Consider the following 24,822-nt stretch of genomic DNA (forward strand, 5'->3'; position numbering starts at 1 on the left):
TCTTATTTTCGCTACTAACTTTTCGTGGGCAAGGTTAACCGAGTCCGCTTAGAACACAAGAGCTGTGGATCACGGAGTTGTGCACCGGGGTACCACTCTGTATTGAGTGCACAGTTGTCGCAATATACTACTGGGCCATTGGAATAAGCCGTCTAAGATTTCTGGGGATAAAAATGACCAGTGCCTTAGACACTTGGAGCTATGGCGCATAGGGAGGTGAGCCAATGGCTCAATTGTCGCGACGGGAATTTTGTTTTACCACTGGCGCATTGGGGGCGGCCTTGCTAACAGGGGTGTCGACTTCCAAAGCTGCCCAGGCACAGAAGGGTCGCCGTCAGGCTCTACCAATTCCCCCGGAGTTGCGTGCAGATGGGCAAGGCCGGATTAAATTGGCAGCGCGCCCGGGCAAGCAGTCTTTCCTACCAGGGGTGACTACACGTACTTATGGGTTCAATGGTCCGTTTTTAGGTCCGGCGATACGGGTGCGCAAGGGCGAGAAAGTAACCGTCAGCGTGGTCAATCATCTGCCGCAAAATGTAACTGCGCATTGGCATGGACTAATCGTACCCGGCAATGCCGATGGTGGCCCCTATATGCCATTGAAACCTGGAGAAACCTGGACCGTAGATTGGAACATAATCCAGCCCGCCGCCTCCCTGTGGTTTCATCCCCACCTCTACCCGACAACCGCCGAGTTGGTACTCAAAGGCTTGGCGGGATTGATTATTATCGACGATGAAGAAGGCGATGCACTGCCGATACCTTCGCGGTGGGGTGTGGATGACATTCCGTTAGTGATTCAGGATCGCCGCTTCACCGATAATGGTCAGTTCTTCCATCGCTTTAACGAAGTGACGGTTGCGGCGGGCTATTGTGGGGATCGACTTCTGGTTAATGGCGTTATTAATCCGGTGGTCAGGCCACCTAAAGGCTGGGTGCGCTTTCGTATTTTGGATGGCTCCAACGGACGCAACTATCGGCTTGCCACCAGTGACAAGCGACCACTCTACGTGATCGCCAGCGATGGCGGTTTTCTCTCGGAACCAGTGAAAGTGGATGTACTACCTATTGCTGCGGGAGAGCGCTACGAAGTAATGATCGATACCCGCGATGGCAAGCCTTTCGACTTCCAAACACTGCCAGTGCCCCAGCCAATAATGCGCCTGCCGCCATTTGATCAGGCCCACAGTTTTCTCAGTGTGGTGCCTGGAACATCCGAGGGGAAAGGAAAATTGCCGGAGCGCCTGGTATCCCTGCCGCAGATCCCCCAAAACCTGCCACCAATCAGTCAGAAGTTGGTGATGCAAATGAACCGACAGAAACAGGCGCAAGCAGTGATTGGTGCAACGGGGCTACCGCAGATGGTTGCCGCCGGTACGACCAACCCCGATGTGGTGGCCAAGGTATTGAAGCTAATTACTGAGGGGCCGGCATTGCCGTTAAAAGAGCAGCTAACTGCGAATGCGATTAATGGGGTTTCCTTTGCATTTACCGAGCCCGGGTTTAAGGTCGCGATGAATAAGGACTTGCGCTGGGAGATCTCTGAAGGACAGGACCGAATGCTACACCCGGTACATATCCATGGCTGCCAGTTTCGAGTCACGAAATACAATAATGCAGAACCGCCACTCTATATGCGTGGCTGGAAAGATACGATGCCCATATCCGATGGCGGCAAAGCGGAAATATTTGTTCGTTTCCCACTGCCGGCGATGCCGGATATGCCCTACATGGCGCACTGCCATGTTTTGGAACACGAGGACTCGGGAATGATGACAGAGTTTAGTGTCTCCTGACTTTATTCGCTGCTATTCTGTCAGCGTCGCTTCTGTTTCCTGTCTTCCTTATGCTGTAACTTGGTAGCTTTCCTGATCAGGTTTTGGAAGTTGGGGCACTCCAGCTGATTGACTTCGGGACAGTTGGCCACATGGCGTAGCCCATCGCGCATAGCTTCGAGTCGGCGGATATTCTTTTCCAGATCGTCGGCCCTGGCGAGGAGCTGCTCCCTGTCGATAGCGGGGTTGCCATTAGAGGAAAACATCTCGCCAATTTCATCCAGGGAAAAACCGGCGTAGCGGCCAAGGGAGATAAGGGACAACTGTTCTATCACTGTGGCTTTAAAAATCCGGGTAATCCCCCGACGACCACATGACTTTATCAGGCCTTTTTCCTCATAATACCGAAGTGTGGAAGAGGGGAGTCCCGACAGTTTGGAGACTTCGCGTATATCCAGTTCTTCCCTGTTATTCATCGCTTATTGACCTCAAGCTCACTTGAAGTTGTATGCTAGTTTCACGCGTCATTACTGGCAAGTCAAAGTTCAGCTTATGCACACCGCGAAAAGTTATTCCGAAGACCCAATTTCCCAAGAGGCTGCTCAGGTTTCCAAAAGAGGAGTCCTGGTCACCTTGTGTTTGGCGACCTTGCTCGCAGCCTTGGGAGTCAGTGCAATTAATATGGCGCTGCCCGTATTAATCGAAAGCTTGGGGGCTTCCTTCAGTAATACTCAGTGGATTACCGTGGCCTACATGATGTGTATGACTGCGACCCTGCCTATTGCCGGAAGCCTCAGTGACAAGCTGGGTCGCAGGAAATTGTTTCTAAGTGGCGGATTGATATTCACCTTATCGACATTACTTTGTGCACTGTCTTTTAATGTTTGGACTCTGGTTTTTTTCCGCGCAATACAAGGGGTCGGTGCGGCGATGTTCGTGGCTGTGTCTATGGCTATTGCCAGCGACGTTTTCGATAAAAGTGAAACGGGAAAGATAATTGGATTACTGGGCAGCCTGTCTGCGGTTGGGACTGGCATGGGCCCTATTGTGGGCGGCTTGATTGTCGAAAACCTGAATTGGCAGGCCATCTTTTGGTTGGTAGTGCCGGTGGGATTGGGGGTGTTCTTTCTCGCATATCGAACTCTGCCGGAAAACATAGTCAGCGAAGTTGTTGATGGCAGAAGTCGACTCAAACGCTACCTGGCCGCAGCATTCCTGTTCTTTAACATTGTTTTTTATACCCTGGCGATTAAGCCATTGGGAGAGGGATATTCCGCAGTTAATGGAATTGCTATCGCTCTATCGGTGATATTTGGTGTGGGGTTGTTTTACGTTAGGCAGAAAGTACAACCCTTGCGTGAAGGATTTACGGAATCTTCTGGAAAGCAGACATTCTTGGCGAATGTGGCCGGAAACTTTTTGGTGGCTTCATCGGTAATGAGTAGCCTGATTGTAGGGCCTTTTTATTTGACCCTGGCACTGGATCTGGACCTTTTTATCGCAGGGCTGGTGATGACAACCGGATCATTTATGGTGGCTGCTTGTTCAAATCTTGCCGGTCGAGCCGTGGATCGATTCAATAGTCGAGGTATCGTATTACTGGGTCTGTTAATTTTGCTTTGTGGAGCCATGGGAATGGGGCTGCTCAGGGTGGAGCAGGGCTTGGTAGGCTATCTGATTTTTTCCGTCACTATGGCAATGGGTTACGGAACCTACCTGTCGACAGTTAATACCATGACCATGAATAGCGCCCGGGCCGAAGTTCGTGGGCGTATTTCCGGGTTTCTCAGCCTTTCACGAGGATTGGGTTTATTGACCGGAGCTTCAGTGATGAGTGTGATTTTTGTAGGGCTTGTACCCAGCCAGCCCCTGCAAGACATGACCCCTTCGCAGATAGCGGATGGTCTCAATGCCGTTTATCGCCTGGCATCAGTGTTCTTGTTAACCGCATTAACAATACAGGTGGTGTCTATTCTTGCCAGCAAGCTTGCTTCCAAAGCGCAAAAATAAAGATTACCTCCAGAGCTATAAAGTAAACCCATTAGCGAGTGCTTCGTTTTAGTGAGCACTCGCGGGTATTAATAGCTGCTGGAGCTATTAATACCCATCTCTACTCCCTGATTTATTCCTATTTTCCAGTCCAGCGCTTTTACACTTCACCCACTACCTCAATAGCTAAAAATTCAGGCACAGATCTGGTTGACTTAAAGCTGGCTTCAAGTTGTATCTTGAGTTTGTGGATTCGCAGTAATTTTCAACAAGATATCGAGAGAGCTTTAGGAGGACCAATCAGTGACGGATTCTTTGAGACAGTGTGTTGAAGCACTTAAAGCGAATTGGCAGGGACTTGATACTTCATCGATTGTGAGATGTCGAGAGGCCCTGGGAAAATTGGCGTCATCAAATTCTGATGAAGCATGGTTGGCTGATCTACACAGTCGCCAAGAACCCAGTGTAGAGTTATACCGTGACGAAGATAAGGGTTTTATCTTACTGGCTCATGTGGAGCCTCGTGGGCTCTATCGTCCACCACATAATCATGGCAATGGCTGGGTATTTTACGCGGTGCAACATGGTGAAGTGGAGATGTCTACCTATGGTTTGCTCAATCAAGACGATGGTGAACAACTGGTGAGCCGGGGCTGTTATCAAATGAAGCCCGGTGACTGTAGTGCGTTCTTACCAGGGGATATTCACGATACTCGTTGCCTTTCCGACTATGTGTTGATGTTTAGATTGACCAGCTGTGACTTTAGCGAGGAGAAGCGCCAGGGACGTCTTAGGGTGTTTGCATCTTAAGCAAGAGTTTAACAATTGCCCGCTGGCGAGTTGCTAACGGGCAATTATCGATTGGACGGTTCCTAAGCCCAGTACAATCAAAACTCTCGATTAAAAATCGTAATCTCTATTATTGGGATATCATCCCGATATTGCCATTGCCCACTTGACTGGCTGATATATTTCCATTGACTTCACTCTGTGAAATATCAATAAAATTATCCAGCCCATTTTGTTGAGATAAGGCGAAACTCGAAGTGCCCTCCTGAAATGCAAAAGCCTCATTAAACATACCTTCCTGTGTGGTGGTGATGCTCATGAGTTCACCTTCTTGTCGAGAGGAAGAGATATTGTCTGACCCGATCTGACTTGTTTGGGCGTAGCTGTTTTCATTGAATATTTGCCAGAGAGTGGCATTGTTGCCATCACCTAATTGGGTGACTTCACTAGTAAGGGACTCGCCAAAGTTCTGCAAGCTGGTCGCCTCATTTCCTGTTCCGTTTTGTGTCACGGTAGAGGTATAGAAGGTACCGCGTAATTGAATTAGGACACCATCATTCAGCGTTCCTGTTTGGAGAAGTGAGCCTGAGTGGAAATCACCACTCGTGGCGCGGACAAACCCCATATTACTTTGTCCAGATTGGAACAAGTAGCCTGTATTGCCAGTGGAGTCACTTTGGAAGAGTTCACCGTCATTCAATAGCCCCTCCTGATAGATTTCCCCATTAGTCGTAGTGGTAAGTATCTGGGTACTGAGTGCGGTCTGATTATCACCCAACTGCGCAATTTGCACCGTAGTTGAAGTGCTTTCTTCTTGACTGGCGATGGCGCTGTTACTGTCTCCAGTTTGCATTTGAAGTATGTAGCCCAAGGATGAATTCACAGATTGCATCGCTTCGGCAGAATTGAAACTACCCGCTTGCCTTTGTTCTATTAAGTTATTTTCAATGGTTGGGTCAGCTTGATCGGCTGTTGCCAGATTGCCATCGCCGTATTGCTCTACAGTGGTAATACTTGTGTCCGCGTGGCTAATAGTACCTAACAACAGAATTGTGGATAAAAAAAGGATAGGGTAAGGCTTCACAAAGATCTCCCTTTGTTGAACTAATCTGAGCTCTTTCCTGTTTGGGGCACGGGGTGCTAGCCAAAGGATAAATGACTGTCATTTGCGGCTTATTACTGCTGATATTGCCGATCTAAAGTGTCGCCATGGAGTAAGGGAAATACTATGGGCCAGAAGTACTTTTATTTTGAGAGAAAAGTCACTGACGAAAGAGACATGAATTGTGAAAAACTGCATTTATCAGTGGTGGTTCCTGGTTAGACTGGGAACTTTTTCTCACTTAGACGATGTAAAGCGCCATGAGCTTTTCTATCGGTGTCTGTTGGCTAGGTAATTATCCCTATATTTTGACCCTGTATTGTTATTGGTAAAGTTTTTCTCTTTTATGGTTTTATGTAGATTTAAAAACCTACAATTACCGCTTTTTGTGTACCTTTGATCTTGAATTTAGACATTTGTTCACTGGCGCACGCGACCTGTGTCGATATGGTCACGAAATATTCTGTTTAAATCTGGAACCATTCCGTTTGCTATTTATCGAAACTGCTGAGTACGTATGGGGCTATTTGAACAGCGTACAGAAATAAAGTAAGTGTTTGTGATAATTATTAAAGGTGCAGGGGCAGTTGCACCCAGTTGAGTAAATAAAAACGGGGAAGGGAAGTGGGTTCCTTTCAATTTAGAGCATCCTGGCAGTGTAAAAATATTTATGCCAAGAATGTCTGCTCTATTTATTAATGCCTTCCGTTATACGTTATTCACACAAGCTCTTGATCTCTATTTTTGCAAATAATACCTGGCAGTTTGGTATTTGCCTCATCGCGTAAAACTTTAAATAGAACCCTAAAAACGACAATTGGAGATTCTATGAGCCATATTTTTATTCGCACAGCCATAGCATCGGCGCTGATGCTGGGCGCTCAAGGTTTGAGTGCGGCACAACCCGCCGACGACTACGTTGCGGGGCAGAGTTATTCCGGTGGCAGCCAGGTTTGCTACGGGGGAAACCTGTATAAAGCTCAATGGTGGGCAACAGCTTCTCAAATTCCCTCGGATGCCCTGACAGCAGAAAACCGCTGGGACTCCCCCTGGATCTTGGAAGAGTCAGGTGCATGCGATACCGATGGTGGCGATGACTCCAATTCCGGTGATGGTGATAACACCGATTCTGATGATGATACTGATACCGGTACCGGAAATAACGGAGATACGGATTCTGGTAACAATGATGATACAGGTTCCGGCAGTGGTGGTGGCACTGGTGGCTCCGATGACTCCGATACTTATATTTCCGGTCAAAACTATCGCAAAGGCGAAGAAGTTTGTTACGACGGCGACCTATTTGTTGCCCAGTGGTGGGCTAATGGTGACGACCACCCCACCGATGCATTAACGGCTGAAAATACCTGGGGTTCCCCTTGGCTTCTTAAGGAAGCGGATGGTTGCTCCAGTGATGGCGGCTCCGATGACGACACCGGCACCGGTGGCGATGATAGCGGCAGTGGCAACGATGATAACGACAACAGCGGCGATGGCAACGATAATTCTGACAGCACTCCCATTACGATCAGTGCTTCAGTGTCGCAGTCACAAATTACCGGTGGTGGTACTGTAACACTTGATGCCAGTGCCTCCGGTGGCGACGGCAACTTGTCTTACAGCTGGGCTCAATTATCCCCGGCCTCTCCTGAAGCAGATATTGCCTCTGCGACCAGCGCATCCACCACTGTTACCCTACCTTCAAGCACCTTTGATGTGAGCTATGTCTTTAGCCTGATCGTCAGTGATGGTGACACTACTGAAGAAGCACAGGTAACCGTGCAAAACCTCGCTGTGGACGATACCGATGAAGACGATGATGATAATACCGATGGTTCTGAAAGCTCAGTAACCGCAAATATCTCGGCCTCAAGTATCAATGTAGGCTGTAGTGGAACGGTTAATCTGGATGGCTCAGGTAGTACCGGTGGCAGCGATATCTCTTACATCTGGAGCCAAACCAGTGGCCCGGTTGTAAAGATGACCAACTATACCGGCAGCGCTACCTCAGTGACCCTGTCTGAGGTATACAGCGATGTAACCTACACCTTCCAGCTGACGGCTTCTGACTCCACTCAAGCCAGTGATGTGGACGAGGTCTCCATTAGCCAGGATGGCTGTGCCGCAGCTGATGGCTATGTGATGGGCATCAGCGAACTGGAAGCTGCGGAAGAGTCGATTACCAGCAGTGATTCCCTGCTTCAGGAAGTAAAGAATACCGTCGAAACCCGGGACAATGCCGTGGTTGAGGCGGTGCAACCTGGCCGCAGTGCAAACCCTGAAAACGTCCTCCGCGTTGAAAGCATCCTGTCTGAAGAAGATTGGGATTACCTTTTCGCCCTCAGAGCGGAAGAGTACACCTACACCAATTTCCTCCGAGCCGTAGCCAAGTTCCCAGCTTTCTGTGGTGACTATACCGATGGTCGCGATGCCGAAGCGATCTGTCGCAAGTCGATGGCCGTAATGTTTGCACACTACGCCCAGGAAACCGGTGCCCACGCGACAGGTTGGGAAGTGCCGGAATGGCGCCAAGGCCTGTACTGGTTGCGGGAAATTGGCTGGACTGAAGATACTTCCGGCGGCTACGGCGCCTGTGATGCCAGCAGCAGCTGGGCAGCAGAAGCATGGCCCTGTGCGATCAATAGTGATGGTGGCTACAAGAGTTACTTCGGCCGCGGCGCTAAGCAGTTGAGCTGGAACTATAACTACGGTCCCTTCTCCCAGGCGATGTACGGTGATATTTACACCCTGCTGGAAGCACCGGAATTGGTAGCGGATACCTGGTTGAACCTGGCGAGCTCCATCTTCTTCTTCGTCTACCCACAGCCACCCAAGCCAAGCATATTGCATGTAATTGATGGCACCTGGGAACCGAACAGTGTGGATCTGGCCAATAACCTGACTTCTGGATTCGGTGTTACCACCAATATTATTAATGGGGCGATCGAATGTAGTTCTGGTACTGAAGACTACCGCTCACAGTATCGGATCGAGTACTACCAGAGCACAGCGGAATACTTCGGTGTAGAAATTCCGGCAGATGAAGAGCTCGGTTGTGCCAATATGGGGCAGTTCCAGACTGGTGGTGCAGCCTCCCTGGATATTTACTGGGATAAAGATTGGGGATGGTCTGCGGATACCCCAAATAATGAGAGCTACGCATGTCAGTTGGTGAATTACCAGACTGCCTACTCAGCACTGAATGAGGGCGACTATGCCAAGTGTGTTGAAGGCAACTTTGACATGACCATCGATTACCAAGACTAAAAACCAGGGGGCTGAATAGCCCCCACCCAAACTTTTTCAGTGACTTGGTTCTCCCCCGCAGCCAGGTCACTTTTTTATTGCCTTTCCTTCGGTGTTATCTTTCTCTAAACCTATCTACAGGCATATACATTCCTGTTAGACAAAAATTTAATCCAGGCAGCTGGGGTTAGCAGTTGTAAAAGTGTTAGAGATCCATGTATTGGAAGACGTACAGGCATCGGCATTGGCGTCATTAAGGTCGAAGCCAACGCCGAAGCCGCCCGCATCAACTCTGTTGCCAGTGATAAGGTAATTGGTTTGCGCAAACTCCTGCATCAATATGCCGCTAAACATAATATTTAAAACGGTATTTTGCGTAATAATACCCCCGGACGAGCTTCCGATAACGATACCATTCTCTCCTGTTACGAAACTTCCAGTTACTGGCTCTATGGTGTTTTGCGAAACGAGTGCATAGTCCCCTTGGATAACAATAGAGTCCCTCTCGTTATTTACAATTTCATTTGAAAGTATGCTGTTAAAATCCCCATCGGAAGAGATACCCATTTCGGTATTTAAAGAAATTGTCGAACTGCTAACAAAGTTGTTATTGCTGGTTAGGGAAATACCTATTTCGTTAGTTTGCACTAGGATATTGTAAATTCCATGAAATCCCGAGTCCTCTGCGCTGACGCCGGTATAACAATTTTCAATAGTCCCGTTTGAGAGAAAAGCCCCCTGACCAGATAAAATAATGCCAGTATTTAGCACGGGAAGTTCGGCACAGTGCACGGTAAACCCGTTCATATCCAGATTGCCGCTAGGACCGGATATGGTGATTGGCGGCATAGCAGTGCAGAATAATATGTCTTCAGTCATTATTTCAGCGGTGGTAATGGTATCGCCGCACTGAACGTCAGCAAAAGATAGGGCTGGTAAAAGCACGGATGCAAAAATTAACGGGAAATATTTTCCTGCCTGCATGGGGTTTTTCTCTGTCAGTTGCTTTAAGGTGGCACTTAAAAGAGATCCTTTGAGCGGATCTTCTGAGAAAAATATAGATATGATTGATTGGGGGGTGAGGTAATAGGTGACGGAGATCAGGCGTGGGAAATGGGTGCATGTTATTGATGTTTGCATAGATTCCAGCCAAACAGGGAGGAATAATTAGTGGCTCAGAACTTCCTGGATCGGCTGTTTTTATACGTGCAGATTACTCTTTTTACTCTGTGGTATCGTGACTGCGCCTTGCGTATAAGGTGGAAATATGCAACAGGACTAATAAACTACAATGCCGCCGAATATCGCAAAGGATATTGGCGGCATGGTATTGCAAAATATTCAAGGGCTGATTAAAAATAGGGGTGCCGGTTTATTCCTACTGTGTGACCTGGGCAAAGTTGGCGCTGCCGATTTGGATCGTGAAAGAGGAATGACCTTCACCAGATTGTGATATCTCCTTGTAATGCCCTTCGCCAATTTGTAGGAGTGTGAGGGAGTTATTCAGGCCACTTTGTGAGATCACTGCTTCATTGGAATTGCCAATTTGGGCAACATCTGCACTGAGAATAGTGCCATCCTGCTGTAGGCTGACGGTATTAGCTGTTCCGATCTGTGCAACCAGCAAGTGTACATCAAGCCCTAACTGATCAGTATCCACTGCATTTTGGCTTCCGAGCTGAGCAAAATCACCACTACTAATCAGTGTATTTTGGTCGGCCTCAACACTATTTCCTGAACCGCCTTGGGTAATGATTAGGGAGCCATCTTCAGATAGATTTTGGTTAGTAGTCGCTGTATTTAAGGTTCCTAGCTGGGCAATAAATACACTATTAGAGTTACTAATAGTCTGGGTAGTTTCAGCGGAGTTCTGAGTGCCAGTTTGTAATACTTCTGCACTATCAGAATTGGCATCCAGCTGAGAGATCTTTGCGTAGTTATTACCTCCAATTTGTGTGATAGATCCTTGAGCGGAGTCGCTGTCAATTTGGTCAATGCGGCCTGTATTTAATGAACCGACCTGAAGTAGGGTTCCAGTGCTACCTGACCCTAAGAGTTGCAGAATATTCCCCGTATTTGACACTCCAAATTGTTGGAGTGTGCCACTAGCAGAGCTTATATTCTCCTGGTAAATTTCCGCAGAGTTTTGTTCTCCCACTTGAGTGGTGAGTGATGAGATTGAAGAGGTCACAACCTGTTGAGAGGTAGCGGTATTCGATGCGCCGATTTGATTGACCGAGATTACTGCATCCGTAGAACTACCTTGCCCGGCAATGACAGTATTACTGTCCCCGGTTTGAGAGGTGCTTAGTTGTCCGTTTTCTACAAGCTCCTGAGAAGTTTCGCTATCATTAGCGACGCCTAGTTGGGATTGCGTAATGACACTATTAGTTGTGCCATCAATTTGCAAGGCATCCACACTATTGTTCACACCAATTTGGGTCTGCACTATCAGACTGTTGTTGACATCTGAATCTGCATTGTTGGCGGTGGCTGTATTGTTGGTGCCGATTTGATTTTGAATTACAAAATTGTTTTCGGCAAAAGCCAGATTACTAATTGCCAGTGCTAGTGAGCTAAAAATGAGCGGTGAGATTTTCATAAGTTACTCCTTTAAACTAAAAATCCCTAAATCATCGTCCGTTCAGTTACTGCTTCCTCCCTGTAAATATAATTATCTATTGACATCTACTTGAGGCTCTGCTGACGAACGATACTGCCAGCTGAACCTAATCCTATGAGTTTTGAATATAACTATTGCTGTACACTGGCAAAGTTGGCATTACCAATTTGCAGTGTAAATGAGGTTTGGTTTGCGCCGCTTTGTGAAACCTCCTTAGAATGACCATCCCCAATCTGGATTAATGTCAGGGAATTACCCAAACCTGTTTGGGTAATATCCGCCTCATTGGTACTGCCAATTTGTGTTACAGCTGTGCTCAGTAAGACCCCGTCCTGTTGTGATGTAACGTAATTATTTGCACCGATCTGTGTAGAAGAAAAATCAATATTTATTCCAGACTGGACCGTCTCCGATGCATTTTCGCTGTCCAGTTGGACAATTAAGATATTGCCACCCAAGGTGGTTTGATTGGCAGTATCAACACTATTGCCGAAACCAGTTTGTATCACCGTCATTGAGCTATCTTCAGAGAAATTCTGCACGGGAAAAGCGGTATTCTGAGTGCCCACCTGAGAGAAGAAGGCGTTGTTGGATCGTGTGACGAGCTGGAGCAGTTGCACAGAGTTTTGGGTGCCGTCCTGAAAAATTCGCGCGGTATCTGAATCGGCATCTCCCTGAATAATATTTGCAAAGTTAAGACTTCCTGTCTGCGCCGCTGATGCCACTACGGAAATACTGTCTACCTGGCCCAGTTGGCTGTTATTGCTGGTGCCGTTTTGCAGTAGATTACTGCTACTATCTGTACTATCAAACTGCCTAATCTGGCCGCCGTTCGAAGTTCCAAACTGAATAATGGAACTTCTCGAACCAGTGGTATTTCTTTGAAAGTTAACGGTGAAATTCTGGTTGCCATCTTGAAAATTCAGTTGTGTTGTTGAGTCGGTATTTACTTGTTGTGAAGTAGCCGAATTGGATTGTCCAAATTGGTAAATTTCCACCAAACTACTGGCGACAACTTCCTGCTCTGTTTCAATATCATGGCTATCTCCCACTTGAAAAGTCACTTGGCTACTGGCTGAGCTATTGGACTGGGATACCAAACTGTTGTTATTCTGCCCAAGTTGAGTTTGACTGATTGTTGACTCATCGGTACTGTTCTCTTGAATTGCCTCTACTGAATTGCTTGATCCCACTTGTATTTGAATAATAGTGCTGTTGGAAACAATATCGCCCTGTTCAGCATCTGCATTATTATCGAAACCAATTTGGGTCTGACTAATCAGGCTATTGCTGACTTCGCTGTCTGAGTTATCTGCATTGGCTGTATTGCCAATACCTATCTGTCGTTGAATAACAGAGTTGTCATCAGCCGCAGCAAAGCTGCTTAACGTCAGTGTCAGCGAAGAGGCAAGAAAAGAAGAGATTTTCATGAATTACTCCTTGACTGCAAAATCTCAATGATTGACCACTATCTTAAGTGATCTGGATAGAATGGAAATTGACCTATAGCGGATAACTCCTTTACTGATTTGAGCTGCCAGTAATTGGTGGTGCCAGGTGCCTTTAATACTATTTTTGCTGATAAAGTGATAGGCAACTATAGGAATTAAGTTTGGCAAAGATAAGAATAAAGTGGTGATTTTCCTTGTTTGTCAGCAATTTAATCTATCTATATGGAAATATTACTGACGAGAAATGAGATGAATGTCTGAAAATCGATTTTTTATAGTAATGGTTATATATGCCGTCAGGTATCTGAAGTGAACTACTATCGTAGAAACCAATTAATAACAAAGAAACGAATTATTATTCTAGGTTGCTAGGCAAGGGTTGTAAGTAAAATATTTGGATATAGTCATTATTATGATTATTACATGTAAGATAATTCCTTTGGAGTCGCAAGTTAAGGGATGCACCGAATATAGCGGTAGGGCTAAAATTTGAAATATTCAAAGCCTGCTAATTTATCAGTGCATCTCAAGTTATACGTGACAGGTTTTGTACCAGATATTACGTCTGTGGTAATACAGGCGTAAGCTATTGTATTATGTTCCCACTATTGTTATCACCAAACTGCGTCACAGTAGCTGAGGCTGAAGGGTTTGCCTGCATAGCTTGTAGGAAATTATTATTGCCATTTTGTGAAAGTGTGGCCACACTACTCATTTCATTTTGTTCAAGGTCAATTTCATTGAGTGTGCCACTCTGATTGGTATCGGCAGAAATTGAGTCGCCATTCTGAATGATGGAAAGTGTATTTTGTGTTCCTGTTTGAGCACCAAGAAGGACGTTAGATACACCAGTTTGCCCTGCCAGGGCCATATTTTGTTCACCATTTTGAGAAAGAGTTAATACTCCCAAGTCGCTCATAATTTGGAAGGCAATTGCTTCATTCGCGGTACCTATTTGAGCGACCTCTACAGTACCATTGCTACTGGAGGAGTGGCCTGAGCCACTAACTATGTTTTGGTCGCCTATTTGTATGATGGAAGCGCTAACATTGTTGCTAGATCCTATCGATATACTACCTAAGTTATCAGTACCTGTTTGCTGGATAAATGTATGGCTCTGTGTGCTATCAATTTGGCTTGAACTTCCTAAATTTAAACTTCCCACTTGATTAGAAAAGGTACTGCCGAAGCTACTATTTAAATTACTGGCTCCCCCTAGATTATCATCGCCACTTTGAATGACCGTACTCGTCATAAATTGAGAGCCACTAACTTGCCCAACTCCCCCATTGTTCAGCGATCCATCCTGTAAGATGACAATACTGTTGTTCTCCGCATCGAAACTTGCGCCTGGAGAACTCGTATTTTGAGATCCGCTTTGGTTTACAAATATTGAATTGTTACTTGAATTGAAGGCATGAGCAGTAAAAGTTTCATTGTCTGTTCCTATCTGTATAACATTGGTAATATTAGACATGGAATTAAAATTATTGGTAGAGGTGAAATTCAATTCACCACTTTGAAAAATGAAATTGGTGCTCGCGGTATCATTTTGCATAAAGGAATCAACTTCGTTATTGTTACCTATCTGTATGACTGAGTAGATTGTATTGGTGCTATTTTCCTGGCTTGCTGTGGCTAAGTTTCCATCTCCAATTTGAGTCTGACTGATCACTGCATTATTGCTATTTATGATTTGTTCTGCCTCAGCTGTATTATTATCACCATTTTGGGTTTGCACAATTAGGTTGTTGGCAACGGTGGGATCACTTTGATCCCCCATGGCAGTGTTATTGTTACCATTTTGATTGACTATGTAGGTGTTGCTCGCTTGTGCTAGCTGTATCACAGCAAGGGTGGATAATCCGGCAATTGTGGCTTTGAATTTCATTGTTGAGTTCCTTTCAAACTACGTTGTGACTGAGGTTTGGTTTAGTGGGTGACTTGGATTTATAGCTCATTGTTAAAGCTAAACTTAAAATCATCGTTGGTGCTGCCTTTTTGTATTGGCTTTAAACCATATTTTTGGCATTAAAACTTGACTATGCCAGGGGGACTCTTCGTTTATTTGGGATAAAGCTTAGAATCTCCAAACGTACACTGTACTGCTTTGTACTAAATTAAAGCCAATGATGTACTGCACTCATAAAGCAATAGCGACAATTGAAATGTTTGTTGCTGATATCTACCTTTAAATTGTCCCAAAAAATTATTGTCAATGAGCGGTGAGATGTATATAGGATAAAAGCACTGAGAAAGTAGTAAGAAAAACTTAAGCCGCTAATTTCAAAACTGTCTTGTCAGTATTTGAAAGTCTAATAAGGTCTGATAGGGCCTGCAAAGAGGTTTGCAAGGCCCTTGGCTTTTTTACTGCATATAAGTAGCGCTGTTGTTGTCACCTAATTGGGTGACACTGATCGTGTCGCTAAAGCCGGTCTGTGTTACCATTAGGAAATTGCTATTGCCATCCTGAGACAATGTAGCAATATCTGAAGTTCCACTCTGAGTCAGGTCTATTTCGTTGAGATTGCCGCTCTGGTTAAGAGTGGCTGAAATACTGTCTCCGTCTTGGAGGGAATTAATCAAGTTGTCCTCGCCATCTTGTGAGGCGTAAAGGTCGGCATTGAAGTTGGTTTGCTCCGCATTTATTGTGTTTAATTCACTCATTTGAATTATCTCAGCCGAGTGGTTGGAGCCAGTCTGTGTCAATTCCACATCATTGCCATTACCAATTTGGCTGATGGAGTAGTTATTATCAGATACCGATTGCAGGCTAACAAAAATGTCATTGCTATCACCTTGTTGTAGGTTGGAGCCGACACTGTTATTAGCATTGTCATCTGAGGAGCTAAAGGAATTGTCATTTCCATATTGCTCAACTGTGGTAAATTGATCAGAACTTTGTCCTCGTACGGTAAACCCTGAATTGAAATTGCCGATCTGTGTTAATTGGACAGAAGTGTTTGAGCTGCCATCATTATCTACCCCTCCGCCGGTATTATCGTCACCCATTTGAAAAACACTGATACTGCTATTGAAGCTATCCGTTTGACCCGATGTGCCGACGTTTCTGTCGCCAATAGAAACTACGTTCAGAAATGCTTCATCCATATTGGTCTGTCCCGATGAACCAATATTATCGGTGCCAATCATGGTAAATTGCATCGAGCTATTGGTAGAGTCTCTTTGCAGTGAACTGCCAACACTACTTGTACCGCTAATAGTGTAAATCATTGAAGTATTGGAAGTATTTTCCTGTAAGGAACTACCTATATTGTCAGTTCCCATAATGGTAAAACTCATTAAGGTACTCGTTGTATTTTCCTGAATAGAGCCACTACCATTATTTGTACCCATAAGGGTATTTATCATAGTTGTACTAGTAGTGCCTTCCTGCCTTGAGCCGCCAAAATTATCGGTACCGATAAATGTCTCTTGCATTACACTATTGCTGGTTGATATTTGGTCCGTTCCCGTTCCGTTATTGTCTCCTATTAAAGTAATTACTGCTGAAGAATTACTGCTTCCGTCTTGTTCACTATTCGCAAAATTGTTGTTTCCCTGTTGTATTTGAATAATAGTTCCATTGCTGTTGGCATTGAATTGTGTTGCTTCAGCATCGTTATTGTCGCCAATCTGAGTCTGCGTGATTAAACTATCAGTGGCACCAGTTTGGTCTCCCATGGCCATATTTCCGGTTCCCTCTTGATTGACAATATAAGTATTGTCACCGTATGCAATACCGGAAATGGCTAACGCTAAGGCAGTGATTGCAAAGACTGATGTTTTCATAAATGATTCCTTTCATTTAATGATTTATGGATGGTGTTAAGATCGATAGATCTCTTGCTTCTATAAAGGTAATTAACGAATGAAACTTCTGTAGCTCAGTTAATTTTTAATGAGCGCTAGGTAAGAAGCTTAAGGGCCCTAAATGATGAGAGAAGTAGTGATAATGCTTGCTTGTACTGATCCCAAGCCATTTTTTGGCATTAATGCTTGGAGATGCCGAGGCTATATTCATTTTTGCTTCGATTGATGTGAAATATTTATTCCAAATTTTTCACCTGTATTGGTTGATTTTACTATTCATTTAATTTGCTCCTATTTGGTTTGTTGGTCGGTCAATCTGTAGTGAAGTGATAAATGACCCCCTACTTACGGTATCGCTTTTAGTATTATTAATAAATAAGGTAATTGGTATGAGATAAAAGCACTGAGATGCTAGTAAAAAAGTCTGATTTAATCAGTATTTTCATTGCAGAGTTATATTGATATTTGATATTTGATATTTGATATTTGATATTTGATATTTGATAGTGGATAGAAGATGTATGGTTAGGAGGAGTCCATATATGGGTATACGGACTCCTATCAACTATTTACTGTGTAAAAGTGGCGCTATTATTGTCACCCAGCTGGGTAACATTGATGCTATCGCTAAATCCTGTTTGAGTGACACTCAGGAAGTTGTTGTTACCATCCTGAGATAGGGTGGCAATATCCTGCTGTCCGCTTTGGATAAGGTCTATTTCATTCAGGGTGCCTGCTTGGCTTAGTGTTGCCATTTCACTATCCCCATCCTGCAGTGAATTGATCAGGTTGTCCTCACCGTTTTGCAGGGAGTAAAGGTCGTTATCAAAGCTTTGTTGATCTGCATTTATCTCATTTAAATCACTCATCTGAATGATCTCAGCAGTGTGACTTGATCCAGACTGGGTAAGAAATGCGAAGTTTCCATCACCGATTTGGGAGACGTTATAACTGTTATCAGAAACTGTTTGTAATAGGGTGGCGCTAATATTTCCATCTCCCTGTTGTAGCACAATTCCTGTGCTATTGCTTGAGTCTGTGGCAGAAGTATCAGTAAGGTTACTGTCTCCAAACTGATCGATTGTGGTGCTTTGACTAAAGCTTGTGAAACGAGCAAATACACCGGTATTAGAATTTCCTACTTGTGTAATTGTACCTGTATTGTTGGCGCTGCCATCCTGATCCCCTGTGGCGCCTAAGTTGCTATTTCCGGTTTGGAAAATCAGTACAGTAGTGCTTGAACTATCGGCTTGGGTAGTAGTAACAACGTTATCGTCACCATAAGTTTCCGAAATCAGTGTTGCAGAATCGGAGTTCTCCTGGAGTGAACTGCCGATATTACCATCGCCGACAAAAGTAAAATTCATTAAACTGTTGGATACATTTTCCTGAAGTGGACTAACAATATTATTATCCCCTTCTATAGTAATAATCAGGGATGTGTCAGAAGTTATATCTTGAGTGCCTCCCGCATTATTACTATTTCCCGTTACAAAGACGCTTATAGTGCTATTACTGGTAGATGTCTGACTGGTATCTGAATTGTTGTCGTCACCAGTGAGGTATGCTTCTGATGTTGAATCGGTAGTAGCATCTTGATCGGCAAGTGAAGTATTATTATTTCCCTCTTGGTACTGGATAATCACTCCATTGGTATTACCGTTTGTTTGCGCTGCATCAGCATCATTATTATCACCAATTTGGGTTTGATCGATCAGGTTGTTAAATATGGTGGGATCGCTTTGATCCCCGCTGGCGGTATTGCCAGTACCTTCCTGATAGAGGATATATTCATTGTCGTCTGCATGAACCAGACCACTGATGGCAAGGGATAGAGCGGTAACGGCTATAGGTAAGATCTTCACAAGTAACTCCTTTACTTCAATTCGCTATGGCGCTTTGATGGCGTCCACAGTACTTCCTGTACAACACAGGTGAAATCCATATCCAATCCCGGTGTAGACGAACGGAGACTACATTCCGCCTCTACCGTCCGCTGGGCATTGGGGGGTGATTTGATCGGCCCTAAATGGTGAGTGAAGTAGTGAGACTGCTTACTTGCACTGGCTCCAAGCCATTGTCATTGGCATTAGTACTTGGATATGCCGGGGCTTTGATCATTGGCGGCTTTCTCTAAAAGGACTCAATGATTCTCTAGCTGCTTATTTATTTACCTAATAGGTGAGAATTTACCTCCTTCGTAAGGTGATTTGTAAAAACATCAGCAAACACTCATTTCTCAATGATCGTGTTTGTTAATGTCCTTACTTAGTATTGGCAGTATTCATCATTGTGTGTATAGGACAAAAGCACTGACATACTAGTAATAAAGGCTGAAGGATAAGTTGCTCCAAGAAGAAATATATATCTGTTATGACTTAGATTACCGTTAATAATTGGGCAGTCTTACAAGGGTCTACATAATTTATGTAGACCCTCTAATTTACCTTACTGCATATAAGTTGCGCTGTTATTGTCACCAAGCTGTGTAACATTAATGCTGTCGTTGAAGCCTGTTTGCGTGACCATCAAGAAATTATTATTGCCATCCTGAGATAAAATAGCGGTATCCTGCTGTCCACTCTGAGTTAAATCTATTTCATTTAAACTTCCTGTTTGGTTCAGAGTAGCTGACTCTGAGTCTCCATCTTGCAAGGAGCTAATTAAGTTGTCTTCACCACTTTGCACCGCGTATAGATATGCATCAAAACTGCTTTGTTCAGCGTCTATAGTATTCAAATCATCGATTTGTATGATTTCTGCATAGTGAGAAGACCCACTTTGAGCAAGTAACGAGTCGTTGCTATCTCCTGTTTGGGTCACTGAGGAATTACTATCAAAGGCTTGACTTAATAATGTATCAGCATTATTACTTGAGCCCTCTTGAATGATTGAGGCAGTGATATTTGCCGAGTCATTATATAGGATAAAGGAGTTATTTTGATCGCCTACCTGTAACAAATAACTTGTACTACCACTGGTGTTATTTGAAGATGACCCAGAAAAGTTGTCGTCTCCATATTGTTCAATTGTATCATTTTGGTTAAAGCTTACATCGTGAACAAAATTGATAGTATTTGAGTTTCCTTGCTGGATATTCACAACGCTATTATCAGCACTGCCATCATCATCAAAACCACTAACAATATTCGAGTCACCAGTTTGTTGTATTACAATACTGGTATTGGAACTATCTTCCTGAAAAGTTGATGCAATATTATCGTTACCATTGATATCAACTACCAAAGATACAGAGTCAGAGTTTTGTTGAAAGGAGCTACCAATATTGTTATCTCCTGTTATCGTGAATTCCATTATGCTGTTTGAAGTTAAAGTTTGAAATGATCCGCCGGTATTATTGGAGCCAGTGATGGTATACTCCATCGTGGTATTACTAGTAGAGGTTTGCTGGGTTGCTCCCTGATTGTTATCCCCAACAATGGTCATGATTCCGCTGGAGTCAGTTGTTCCATCCTGAAAGGCAAAAACATCATTGGTATCGCCCTCTTGATACTGAATGATCACTCCATTAGTATTGCCATTAGATTGTGACGCTTCAGCAATATTATTATCGCCGATCTGGGTTTGCTCAATCAGGTTATTGCTAATAGTGGGATCACTTTGATCCCCCATTGCGGTATTTCCCGTACCCTCTTGATAAAGGATATATTCATTGTCATCTGCATGAATCAGACCACTGATGGCAAGGGATAGGGTGGTAACGGCTATAGGTAAGATCTTCACAAGTAACTCCTTTACTTCAATTCGTTGTGGCGTTTTGATGACGTCCACAGTACTTCCTGTACAACACAGGTGAAATCCATATCCAATCTCGGTGTAAACGAACGGAGACTACATTCCGCCTCTACCGTCCGCTGGGCATTGGGGGGTGATTTGATCGGCCCTAAATGGTGAGTGAAGTAGTGAGACTGCTTACTTGCACTGGCTCCAAGCCATTGTCATTGGCATTAGTACTTGGATATGCCGGGGCTAAGATCATTGGCGGCTTTCTAAAAAAGACTCAATGATTCCAAATTCTGGTGGGCATAAGTGCTCACCGTTTGTCATAGATATTTCTCCTCTGTAATCCGTTTGATTGGGCTCTCCAAAAGTCGAAATCCAGCTCGTTTCAGATATTGGAGCCTTGGAAAAAGTATTGACAATGAGACTCCTTAGGGGAATGAGATAAAAGCACTGAGATACTGGGACTAAAGTCGGAAAATATCTGATATTTTCAGTGTGTTAGGATGTGGCTGCTGGGAGGAGAGTTGGATGATAGATTCTGGGAGATAGCTGTCTGAACATACAAGTTCCTAGAGATTGGCACATGGCTTTACTGCAGAGATATCGCGGTATTATTACCAAATTAAGTAGTGGTGATGCTATCGTTAATTCCTGCCTGCGTGGGCATTATTTAATTGTTGTTGCCGTTAAATTGTGTTGCTTCAACGTTATTATTGTCACCAACCTGAGCTTGATTTATTAAGTTGTTAGTGGTTGTTTTTTCAATTTGATCTTCAGTAGCAGTGTTGCCAGTTCTTACTTGGTTGATGAGTAAGTACTGTTCGCCTGGGCCCGATGGCCATGATTGATCGAGAGAATGGTAATGGCTAAAGATAGCACCTTGATGGGAAAATCCTGTCAGTCTTTGATTTTTGATTTATAAGAATTGGAGAAGGGGCCCCGCTCAAGCCTGTCGATCAATCCTGATTGATCATCGGCTGATAGCTTTAAATACTTCTGCTACCGGATACTGCTTTTTGGGTTGATCGATCTGCTTAACATGGAATGAGGATTAGTGAGACTGCGGACTTACACTGACATCAAGCCATTGTTGTTGGCATTAATGCTTGTCTATGCCTGAGCTGGGACCTAATCAGAGTATTGCGGAAGAAAGTAATTCTGGATATAGGAGAAAAGCACCGAGATTCTAGTAATAAAGTTTATGAGAACCCCATTGGTTCTAGGCTGTTACTTGGTGTTGCCTGATAATTTGCGCTGCAGTTGGTCCTTCATTGGTCCAAGCTTATATATCCATTGCATAACTTACAAAGTGTGAAGTTTGGCATTTATGGCAGCCTCAAAGACCCCGCTATCGCGATCACAGATTATTGGCTTAACAGCATTGTCGTTGGCAGTCTTTTTGGTGGCCAATGATTTTACGGCCTTCTCCGTCGCTATCCCTGCAATGGAAAAACACTTTAACGCAGATATCTCGACTCTTCAGTGGGTGATTAACGGTTATGCATTGGTGTTCGGGATTTTTATAGTTACTGGCGGGCGCTTGGCGGATATGTTTGGTCGGCGCCGGCTATTTTTTGTTGGAACCTCAATCTTCGTCTTTTTCTCAGTTTTGGGTGGTCTGGCCGTCAACGAATGGATGCTGCTGGGAAGCCGGGCATTAATGGGTGTTGGTGGTGCTCTAATGTGGCCCGCTGTGCTCGGTATGACCTATCAGATTATGCCTGATGACCGAGCCGGTCAGGCAGGCGGTTTGATAATGACGGTGTGTGGCTTTGCGAACTCTGTAGGGCCACTGTTGGGTGGTTTCTTTACAGATTTTCTTAGCTGGCGCTGGATTTTTTTTATTAACTTGCCCATCGCTTTGGCGGCAATGTTGGTGGGTTGGAAAGTAATTGAAGATGATAAGCCCGATGAGAGTAATGAAAAGGTTGACTATTGGGGGATGGCCTCATTATCAATTAGCCTTTTGGCTTTAATGTTATCTCTGGATTTTGTTATCGATGTAGGATTTAGAAGTCCTTTAGTGATTGGACTTTCAGTAACATCGATGATTTTCTTTTTGGTATTTGCCTGGGTTGAGCCTCATACTCGCTCTGACCCACTTATTCCCCCGGATGTAGCTACTAATTGGCGCTTTTTTTCTATCTGTGTGGTGACTTTGCTTCTATCGGTCACTTTTGTATCTATGTTGCTTTATATTCCTCAATTTTTAATTAAGGAGTTGAGCTATTCTGCAGTTTGGTCTGGTGCGGGTTTATTGCCGGTGATGATTACCTATGCGGTAGTCTCATATATAGCGGGATGGTTGTATGAATTTTTGGGGGCTCGCCTAATTTTAGCGGGAGCGGCACTCTTTTTAGGTTTGGGTATGTTTTTACTTTCTGGTCTAGTAGTTCACGATCACTATCTGCACCTGGTACCAGGAATGCTCACTCTCGGTATAGGATTAGGCTTATATTTTCCTACGATAACAACTACTGCGGTTACGGTATTGGGGCCTGCCAGGGCAAGCTTGGCGGCGGCCTTAATTTATATGTTCCAAATTATCGGCGGTGCTATTGGTCTGGCGATGAATACAACGGTTGTTGCGATGGCTCCGGAATTATCTGAAGGTATTGATCGGGCATTTACTGTTAATGCGTGTTTGGCTGCTGCAGCACTGATTGTAAGTTTGCTGTTTGTGAAAGGGGATGTTTCCCAGAAAGAAAAAATCTGAGCAATAAATAATATGGTTTTTCTTAGCCTCTTTCTCTACTGTATGTATATCGCAGAATTGTTACTGCCAATCTGTGAAATGGAGATAGTAGTACCAAAACTCAATTGAATTACCTGGAGAAAGTTGTCTGTACCTAGTTGTAGTAGCTCTGCACTATTAAAGCTGCCGGTTTGAGTGAGATTGATAGTGTTTAGCTCACCCAGTTGAATGATGTCCGCATCATCAATATAACCAGACTGCGTTGAACTTACTTGATTCTGTTGGCCTTGTTGCAGCAACTGTAGTCTTGCACTAAAGCCATCTTGAATGGCTATTAATGTGTTTTGATCAAATTCCTGGTCTATAGCTGCCTCAGAGACTGATCCACTTTGACTAATATCAGCACTATTATCCGATCCACTTTGTGTGACAACACTACTGGCCCCTTCAATAGCGAGTTGTATTGACGTGGCGCTATTACTTGTTCCTGTTTGTGTTATCTCGGAAAAATTATTGATGTTTATCTGGTTGATTGTGGACCCGTTGTTTGTTCCACTTTGAGATGTAAAGGCCTGGTTGTTTTGAGCAAGATTAACAATTATAGAAGCGCGATTACTCTGTCCTTGCTGGATGGAACTGTTAAATCCCTGAATAGAGTTGCTTGTTTGGATGTTAGTAGCACTGGAATCTGTAAGTTGTACTATTGAGTTGGTATTAAAGGCGCCGTTAGTATTTGTTATCCGGGCAGTGTTGTTATTGCCAAATTGTTGAATTTGATTATTGGTTCCCAGAGACTGTATCAGGATAATTCTAGTATCAATATTCTGGCTTCCACTTTGGATAATACTGGCAGAGTTTGCTATGCCACTTTCTTTATCGATAATCTCAGCTCTATTAAAATTACCTAACTGGCTAATAGAGACATCACTAAGAGCAACATCATCTTGGATAGATTCCGAAAAATTTAGGGTTCCTATCTGCGAGATGTTAGCAGTTGTACCAGTGGAAAGGTTTTGTATGCTCGTAATATGATTTAAGGATTGTTCCTGACTGATGCTTATAGTGCTAAACAGTGTACTTGTCTGTGAGGTTTCGGCCTTGTTGAGAACATTAAGCTGGGAGACTGATGTCGTGCTACCCAGGCTGCTGGATTGGACTGACATTAGCTCGTTTGATACGCCTCTCTGCAACTGGATAATAGATCCTTCAGTATTGCCGTTGGATTGCTGAGCCACCACATTATTAAATTCACCATCTTGTGTTTGCATGATGAGATTGTTAATGATGGTTGGGTCGCTTTGGTCCCCTATAGCCCGATTGCCAATACCCTGTTGTGACAGGATATAAGTGTTGGTTGCGAGGGCCTGGCAGCAGAATAGTAAGGTTGATGCCGCGATAAGATAGCCTGGTATGAGCATAATTCCTCCACTGCACAGGCTGGCGTAAATCTTTAACTTAGGCTGTATCTTGCCGGCACTGGGCACCGTGTAATGATTGCCATATAAAATTATGGTGAAAATATAATGGTTTGTATATGAGAGATAAGTACTGAATTACTAGGGAAATAGGTTCAAGCTTTATTCCTGGTTGAGTGT

The 24,822-nt window shown here is 44.2% G+C and carries 16 protein-coding genes; 6 read left to right on the plus strand and 10 right to left on the minus strand.

All coding sequences use genetic code 11. The features are described from left to right. Positions 1–224 precede the first annotated feature (224 nt). On the plus strand, positions 225–1,796 hold the full coding sequence (gene cueO, locus ACJJI6_RS20835) for a multicopper oxidase CueO (protein ID WP_475711951.1): 1,572 nt from the start codon (positions 225–227) through the stop codon (positions 1,794–1,796). Positions 1,797–1,816: 20 nt separating this feature from the next. On the opposite strand, the gene ACJJI6_RS20840 is transcribed toward cueO, so the two are convergent. Next, the gene (locus ACJJI6_RS20840; RefSeq protein WP_282931385.1) at positions 1,817–2,251 is read right to left on the minus strand and encodes a helix-turn-helix domain-containing protein; all 435 of its coding nucleotides are present in this window, start codon (positions 2,249–2,251) and stop codon (positions 1,817–1,819) included. 28 nt (positions 2,252–2,279) lie between these two features. Between ACJJI6_RS20840 and ACJJI6_RS20845 the strand changes: the two genes are divergently transcribed. Continuing rightward, entirely contained in the window at positions 2,280–3,785 is a 1,506-nt protein-coding gene (locus ACJJI6_RS20845) for an MFS transporter (protein ID WP_475713474.1), read from the plus strand. A 282-nt stretch (positions 3,786–4,067) separates the two neighbouring features. Then, positions 4,068–4,574, plus strand: a complete 507-nt coding sequence (locus ACJJI6_RS20850) for a hypothetical protein (RefSeq protein WP_475711952.1) — start codon at positions 4,068–4,070, stop codon at positions 4,572–4,574. A gap of 109 nt (positions 4,575–4,683) precedes the next feature. On the opposite strand, the gene ACJJI6_RS20855 is transcribed toward ACJJI6_RS20850, so the two are convergent. Then, entirely contained in the window at positions 4,684–5,637 is a 954-nt protein-coding gene (locus ACJJI6_RS20855; RefSeq protein ID WP_475711953.1) for a hypothetical protein, read from the minus strand. Positions 5,638–6,483: 846 nt separating this feature from the next. Between ACJJI6_RS20855 and ACJJI6_RS20860 the strand changes: the two genes are divergently transcribed. Continuing rightward, positions 6,484–8,922: a glycoside hydrolase family 19 protein gene (locus tag ACJJI6_RS20860; RefSeq protein ID WP_475711954.1), complete on the plus strand. Its 2,439-nt coding sequence runs from the start codon at positions 6,484–6,486 to the stop codon at positions 8,920–8,922. A gap of 147 nt (positions 8,923–9,069) precedes the next feature. On the opposite strand, the gene ACJJI6_RS20865 is transcribed toward ACJJI6_RS20860, so the two are convergent. The 7 genes from ACJJI6_RS20865 to ACJJI6_RS20895 form a co-directional block, all read right to left on the minus strand. Further along, entirely contained in the window at positions 9,070–10,041 is a 972-nt protein-coding gene (locus tag ACJJI6_RS20865) for a NosD domain-containing protein (protein WP_475711955.1), read from the minus strand. Positions 10,042–10,279: 238 nt separating this feature from the next. Then, on the minus strand, positions 10,280–11,503 hold the full coding sequence (locus ACJJI6_RS20870) for a hypothetical protein (protein WP_475711956.1): 1,224 nt from the start codon (positions 11,501–11,503) through the stop codon (positions 10,280–10,282). Between the two features lie 152 nt (positions 11,504–11,655). Further along, positions 11,656–12,954: a hypothetical protein gene (locus ACJJI6_RS20875; protein ID WP_475711957.1), complete on the minus strand. Its 1,299-nt coding sequence runs from the start codon at positions 12,952–12,954 to the stop codon at positions 11,656–11,658. Between the two features lie 607 nt (positions 12,955–13,561). Continuing rightward, positions 13,562–14,866, minus strand: a complete 1,305-nt coding sequence (locus tag ACJJI6_RS20880; protein WP_475711958.1) for an autotransporter outer membrane beta-barrel domain-containing protein — start codon at positions 14,864–14,866, stop codon at positions 13,562–13,564. Positions 14,867–15,342: 476 nt separating this feature from the next. Then, complete coding sequence (locus ACJJI6_RS20885; protein ID WP_475711959.1) at positions 15,343–16,767, minus strand: hypothetical protein; 1,425 nt, start codon at positions 16,765–16,767, stop codon at positions 15,343–15,345. Between the two features lie 590 nt (positions 16,768–17,357). Next, a complete protein-coding gene (locus ACJJI6_RS20890; protein WP_475711960.1) occupies positions 17,358–18,653 on the minus strand; it encodes a hypothetical protein in 1,296 nt (431 codons plus the stop codon). 583 nt (positions 18,654–19,236) lie between these two features. After that, positions 19,237–20,580, minus strand: coding sequence for a hypothetical protein (locus tag ACJJI6_RS20895; protein WP_475711961.1), 1,344 nt, complete (start codon positions 20,578–20,580; stop codon positions 19,237–19,239). 535 nt (positions 20,581–21,115) lie between these two features. Here ACJJI6_RS20895 and ACJJI6_RS20900 point away from each other — a divergent pair. Then, positions 21,116–21,274, plus strand: coding sequence for a hypothetical protein (locus tag ACJJI6_RS20900; RefSeq protein WP_475711962.1), 159 nt, complete (start codon positions 21,116–21,118; stop codon positions 21,272–21,274). Positions 21,275–21,859: 585 nt separating this feature from the next. Beyond that, the gene (locus ACJJI6_RS20905; protein WP_475711963.1) at positions 21,860–23,248 is read left to right on the plus strand and encodes an MFS transporter; all 1,389 of its coding nucleotides are present in this window, start codon (positions 21,860–21,862) and stop codon (positions 23,246–23,248) included. A gap of 35 nt (positions 23,249–23,283) precedes the next feature. On the opposite strand, the gene ACJJI6_RS20910 is transcribed toward ACJJI6_RS20905, so the two are convergent. Next, on the minus strand, positions 23,284–24,495 hold the full coding sequence (locus tag ACJJI6_RS20910; RefSeq protein ID WP_475711964.1) for a hypothetical protein: 1,212 nt from the start codon (positions 24,493–24,495) through the stop codon (positions 23,284–23,286). Between the last annotated feature and the right edge of the window lie 327 nt (positions 24,496–24,822).

Source organism: Microbulbifer maximicatervae (SeqCode), assembly GCF_056232625.1.

Bases quoted from the DNA above. Each gene is read 5' to 3' on its own strand.
- cueO (WP_475711951.1), top strand. From the start codon at position 225: ATGGCTCAATTGTCGCGACGGGAATTTTGTTTTACCACTGGCGCATTG.
- ACJJI6_RS20840 (WP_282931385.1), bottom strand. From the start codon at position 2,251: ATGAATAACAGGGAAGAACTGGATATACGCGAAGTCTCCAAACTGTCG.
- ACJJI6_RS20860 (WP_475711954.1), top strand. From the start codon at position 6,484: ATGAGCCATATTTTTATTCGCACAGCCATAGCATCGGCGCTGATGCTG.
- ACJJI6_RS20865 (WP_475711955.1), bottom strand. From the start codon at position 10,041: ATGCAAACATCAATAACATGCACCCATTTCCCACGCCTGATCTCCGTC.
- ACJJI6_RS20870 (WP_475711956.1), bottom strand. From the start codon at position 11,503: ATGAAAATCTCACCGCTCATTTTTAGCTCACTAGCACTGGCAATTAGT.
- ACJJI6_RS20875 (WP_475711957.1), bottom strand. From the start codon at position 12,954: ATGAAAATCTCTTCTTTTCTTGCCTCTTCGCTGACACTGACGTTAAGC.
- ACJJI6_RS20880 (WP_475711958.1), bottom strand. From the start codon at position 14,866: ATGAAATTCAAAGCCACAATTGCCGGATTATCCACCCTTGCTGTGATA.
- ACJJI6_RS20885 (WP_475711959.1), bottom strand. From the start codon at position 16,767: ATGAAAACATCAGTCTTTGCAATCACTGCCTTAGCGTTAGCCATTTCC.
- ACJJI6_RS20900 (WP_475711962.1), top strand. From the start codon at position 21,116: ATGGCTTTACTGCAGAGATATCGCGGTATTATTACCAAATTAAGTAGT.
- ACJJI6_RS20905 (WP_475711963.1), top strand. From the start codon at position 21,860: ATGGCAGCCTCAAAGACCCCGCTATCGCGATCACAGATTATTGGCTTA.
- ACJJI6_RS20910 (WP_475711964.1), bottom strand. From the start codon at position 24,495: ATGCAAACACAAGATGGTGAATTTAATAATGTGGTGGCTCAGCAATCC.